The sequence below is a fragment of the Lacticaseibacillus salsurae genome (assembly GCF_045862175.1).
In the GTDB taxonomy this organism is placed as follows: Bacteria; Bacillota; Bacilli; order Lactobacillales; family Lactobacillaceae; genus Lacticaseibacillus; species Lacticaseibacillus salsurae.
This window is the reverse complement of record NZ_BAAFZI010000097.1, coordinates 1-4107: the sequence shown is the minus strand read 5'-3', so window position 1 is coordinate 4107 and position 4107 is coordinate 1. Positions and strand designations below refer to the sequence as shown.

General features: G+C 42.8%; 4 protein-coding genes. 1 reads left to right on the top strand and 3 read right to left on the bottom strand.

Annotated elements, in window-relative coordinates:
• Positions 1-247: 247 nt before the first annotated feature.
• Both ACKTSG_RS13715 and pglX read right to left on the bottom strand, forming a co-directional pair.
• A complete protein-coding gene (locus ACKTSG_RS13715) occupies positions 248-1327 on the bottom strand; it encodes a site-specific integrase (RefSeq protein WP_238059683.1) in 1080 nt (359 codons plus the stop codon).
• Complete coding sequence (gene pglX, locus ACKTSG_RS13710) at positions 1321-3489, bottom strand: BREX-1 system adenine-specific DNA-methyltransferase PglX (protein WP_407895544.1); 2169 nt, start codon at positions 3487-3489, stop codon at positions 1321-1323. The genes ACKTSG_RS13715 and pglX overlap by 7 nt, the downstream gene beginning before the upstream one ends.
• A gap of 138 nt (positions 3490-3627) precedes the next feature.
• Here pglX and ACKTSG_RS13705 point away from each other — a divergent pair, with 138 nt between their 5' ends.
• Positions 3628-3789: a hypothetical protein gene (locus ACKTSG_RS13705; RefSeq protein WP_407895542.1), complete on the top strand. Its 162-nt coding sequence runs from the start codon at positions 3628-3630 to the stop codon at positions 3787-3789.
• A 65-nt stretch (positions 3790-3854) separates the two neighbouring features.
• On the opposite strand, the gene ACKTSG_RS13700 is transcribed toward ACKTSG_RS13705, so the two are convergent.
• The coding region (locus ACKTSG_RS13700) for a transposase (RefSeq protein WP_407891817.1) at positions 3855-4107 on the bottom strand (253 nt) is incomplete at its 5' end.

The window sequence follows — 4107 nt, the reverse complement described above, 5'->3', positions numbered from 1 at the left end:
CCTTGGAACCAAACATTTACCGGTACCGCCCAATCGACCGTCGCTTAAAGCAAAGAGGTCCGCTTCCCTGAATCTGGGAACGGGCCTCTATTGATTTTCAAGACGGTCTGTTATTGGGTGCTTACGAGTGATCGACTATCTGACGCGCTTAAGCTGAAATTTTCCGAAATAGAACCGAAGCGTGTTGGAATTCCAAGCCGTTGGAAAATACTATCTTATTAGTGAATGTGCCAAGAAATGTGCCGAATTATTGAAGCGAGATTATGTGTAGGATTTTATCGTTACTTTGTTCCTCCAGTTCTTTGATAACATGTAGATATGTGGATTGCGTCGTAGTGATATTAGCGTGGCCGAGACGTTTGGAAACAGAGAGCACACTGACGCCTTGAAATAACAGAATTGAAGCGTGTGTGTGGCGCAGTCCATGAAAAGTAATGCGTGGTAACCCTAGATCATGAAGTTTGTTAGTAAGTGCCTTGTTAATTTCAGCACTCACTGGTGCCCGGCCGTCAACTAGAAATAGAGGATCTTGAGGCTTGATGCTATTGGCTTCAACGTATGCTCGGAAACACGTTGCGAGGGTAGAATCAATCAGGATTTTTCGATTAGATGCGCGAGTTTTGGTTTTCATGAAGCCGGAATGGTATTTATAGTCCCAGGTTTTATTGACGAGTAAGTGAGTATTCGAATGGTCAAGGTCTTGTGGCGTTAGTCCGAGAACTTCAGCATAGCGCATGCCAGTCATGGCAGCAATGTAAATGATCAGTTGTTCTCGGCAAGTGTAGTCTAAGTGTGATACAAGGACTTGCCATTCATGGTAATCAAGCGCCTTCTTGGGATGAGGAAGAGTATGACCACTAATTACAATTTTACGAGTCGGATCAACCGAGATTATTTTTTCGTCTAATGCATCTAATATGGCCGCTCGAATCTGCTTATGAAAAGTAGCAACAGTACGAGGTGCGTGGGTTTCAGCAAATTGATTAATACGTTCTTGATACATGGAACGCGTGATATCTTTGATTAAGGTATGACCGAATAGCTGTCGTATGTGATCCAGAGTATTATCATACTTGATTAGAGTAACAGCACTCACGGAATTATGCTTGTACAAGTTGACCCAACGTTGAAAGTAATCGGCTAGAGATATGTTACCAGCTTTGTAATGACGTACGCTAACATAATCTGATCGAATCTGGCTGGCGGCGAGCTCCGCATCACTTTTTAACGGGAAACCAGACTTTCGTAGTTTCTTGTAGGTTCCATCGAGGTCTTTGTATGAAATCTCGTATTGCCAAACATTGCCGCGTTTACGATAACTTACCATGATAATTGATTCACTCCTTTGAATGGTATGATGATACGTTGGCACATTTTTGGCACATGCGCTTGAATATCCGCGAGTTTTCGTAGGAGTGCGAGTGTATGCTCAACGATAAGCATGATCAATCGATCACTCACAAAGTTCCATGACTGTTCACCTAAATTCCATTCAAACTCTGACAATTTAATGTTTGCTGATGAAATCTTAGTTATCCTCGGATCATTGGCAGGAAGAAAAGGCAAATTGCTAATGTTTCCAGCTGTTAAATTGAGTGTTGGGGCAAAGGCTTTCAAGAAGTATGCAGCAACTTTCGAGTTCAAATAAGATATCAACTCTCCAATTGGTATTTCAGTAGTGAAAAGAGAATCACCAGATTGATCAAAAATAAAATTCGTTGGCAACAGCTTGAAATTCATGCTTGACGAACCTATTCGCTTCCATGAAATACCGGCGTGAAAATAATAAGATTCGTTGCGAATTACGGAGGATTTTTGATTTTTAACATTACGCCCACCATGTTCCCAATTAATAACGGTGTTATATTGTCCGTACCATCGGATAGAATCACCGCCGGTATTGATTTTTAACCATTTACATGAAGTGTTTTGGGTTTTGTCACTAGATAGAATATTGGTTTTTGTTGAATCTACTTCGAACCATTTACGTAGAAATTGAGCATTATCACCCGTTTGTAGACCTGTTCTTGGTGCGACCAGTTCACCAAGAAGCGGCTTTTGAAATACTTGAATACTCGATTTCAAAATCCAATACGCAATCGGACTTCCTGGAATCTTCTCAAAGTTCGCTTGATTAGCTCGATAAACATAGCTTAAGTCAGGATCGTTAACTGCCTTAAGGTAGGCTTGTTCCTTCTTACTCTGAGAGTCAAGATCTACCAATCGCTCATACGTGCTAATATAGCCGCTGACGGGTGAATTTTGCATGACAAACGCTACTGACTGAACGACTTCACCTCCGATTTCTTCGAAAGCACGCGTGCCTAGATGGGTAAGGTTAATAAAGGTTTGCTGGCTTAATTGTTTGCGTAACGCTTCGAAACTTGAAAGGAACATCCACTGATGCTGCGTGATCATGGCGTAATAACCATGATCTATCGTTAGATCTCGTAATCGTTCCATAAACACAGCGAAAAGATCGGATTTACTATTTGGATAATGCTTTTTAACAAAAGTAGAGAGTTTAGATGGCATCTTACCTGAACCCATGTAAGGTGGGTTCGTAATACCGATTTGATATTGAGTTGTTAACAGATCCAAGACATTTAGAACCGCATCCAAATCATGGCACAATTGACTCACATGGGCGCTTTGCAACGATAATTGACCAGCCGAATCATTTGCGCTTACTATTTCGTGTAGGCTTTCTAGATCGGTTGTATTCGGATCCACATTGATCAAGGATCCAAGTTCATCACCACTACCAAATAGTGAGCTGACAGTTTCCAACGATTGAATTGTTCCCGGATCGTCTGATAATAGCTCTAGATCAGAGTGAGACCAATGAACAGATGGAATATCAAATACATGTGGAGCTACATCCGATCTGAGAATTCGACGGTCATACTGCCTACCTTTCATCATCATCGCAAAATATGCCAATTGAAAGGCACGCTTATCGATATCCGCACCAAACAAGTTATGTGCCAAAATCGATTTAGCAGCTTCACGTTGTGAGTAGCCTTCTGTTGTATAGATTTGTATCAGCACATCAAACGCATAGATCAGAATGTGGCCAGAACCCATCGAAGGATCGATCATGGTAAGCTTCTCGGGCTTTAATTCCGTTAAGTTGGCATTATTCGCTTGGACGTGTAGTTTAATGTTGTCAGGTTGCTTTGCTTCTGGCATGAAATATTGCCACTGAAAAGCTTGTGCCAATTCAAGAGCTGAACGCGTATCGCCAACGACCTGCAAGTGATTGATCCACAATCGCCCTAGGGAATTCTCAACAAGATACTTCACAATCCAATCTGGCGTAAATAACTGTGTCACAGCAGGAATGTCTGCCTGTGAGTAGTTACGCTTCTTGAAGGCGGCATCTTTGGGCTCTTGATTATAGTACTGATACAGCCACCCAATAATCTCAACTTGCCCCTGCGAGTCGTCAGAGGCAATATCGAAGTCTGCTTCTGGAATTGTCTCCACCAAATCCTTGATCACGCCACGATTATAGCTGGGAGTGAACGATAACTATGCGCAAAACTAGCTACTTAATCACTTCGACGGTATACTTAGAAGTTAGAAGGATCGGCTGACAAGGATGCAGAATGGGGTAATAAGCAGATGGCTGAATTAGAATTAACGCAGGTGGTTTCAGGAATTGAAGCGTTGTTTACTGAAACCTGGATTATTCACCTCGGTATTTGGGACATGAAATCGCATCTGGCCGGTCTGAAAGCAACGTTTGGAGCGTTGCGAATACTGACTGAGCGGAGAAGTTGGTGATCGATGCACCACGAACAGACCGACCCAGTTTTCGGCTCGACGCACGACCTATTCAGTTATTCAGTTCAGGTCGCCAACTGATGGACTTCGTCCATGAGCCGACTAAACCAGTTCTTGTAAACATAGTTAGAAGCAAGATGAATCACCACACGACGGGCGTGCCAAGTAATCCTACCGGCGATGTGAAAGAGACTGAACCGTAGCGAGGAGATGGTTGAACGACGGTCTTCCGAGACAAAGAGCTGTTTAAAGAGCTGAACCAGGTTATAGGCAATACCGGTGATCAAGGCTCGTGCAGTGTTCCGTGCAAAAGTTGAG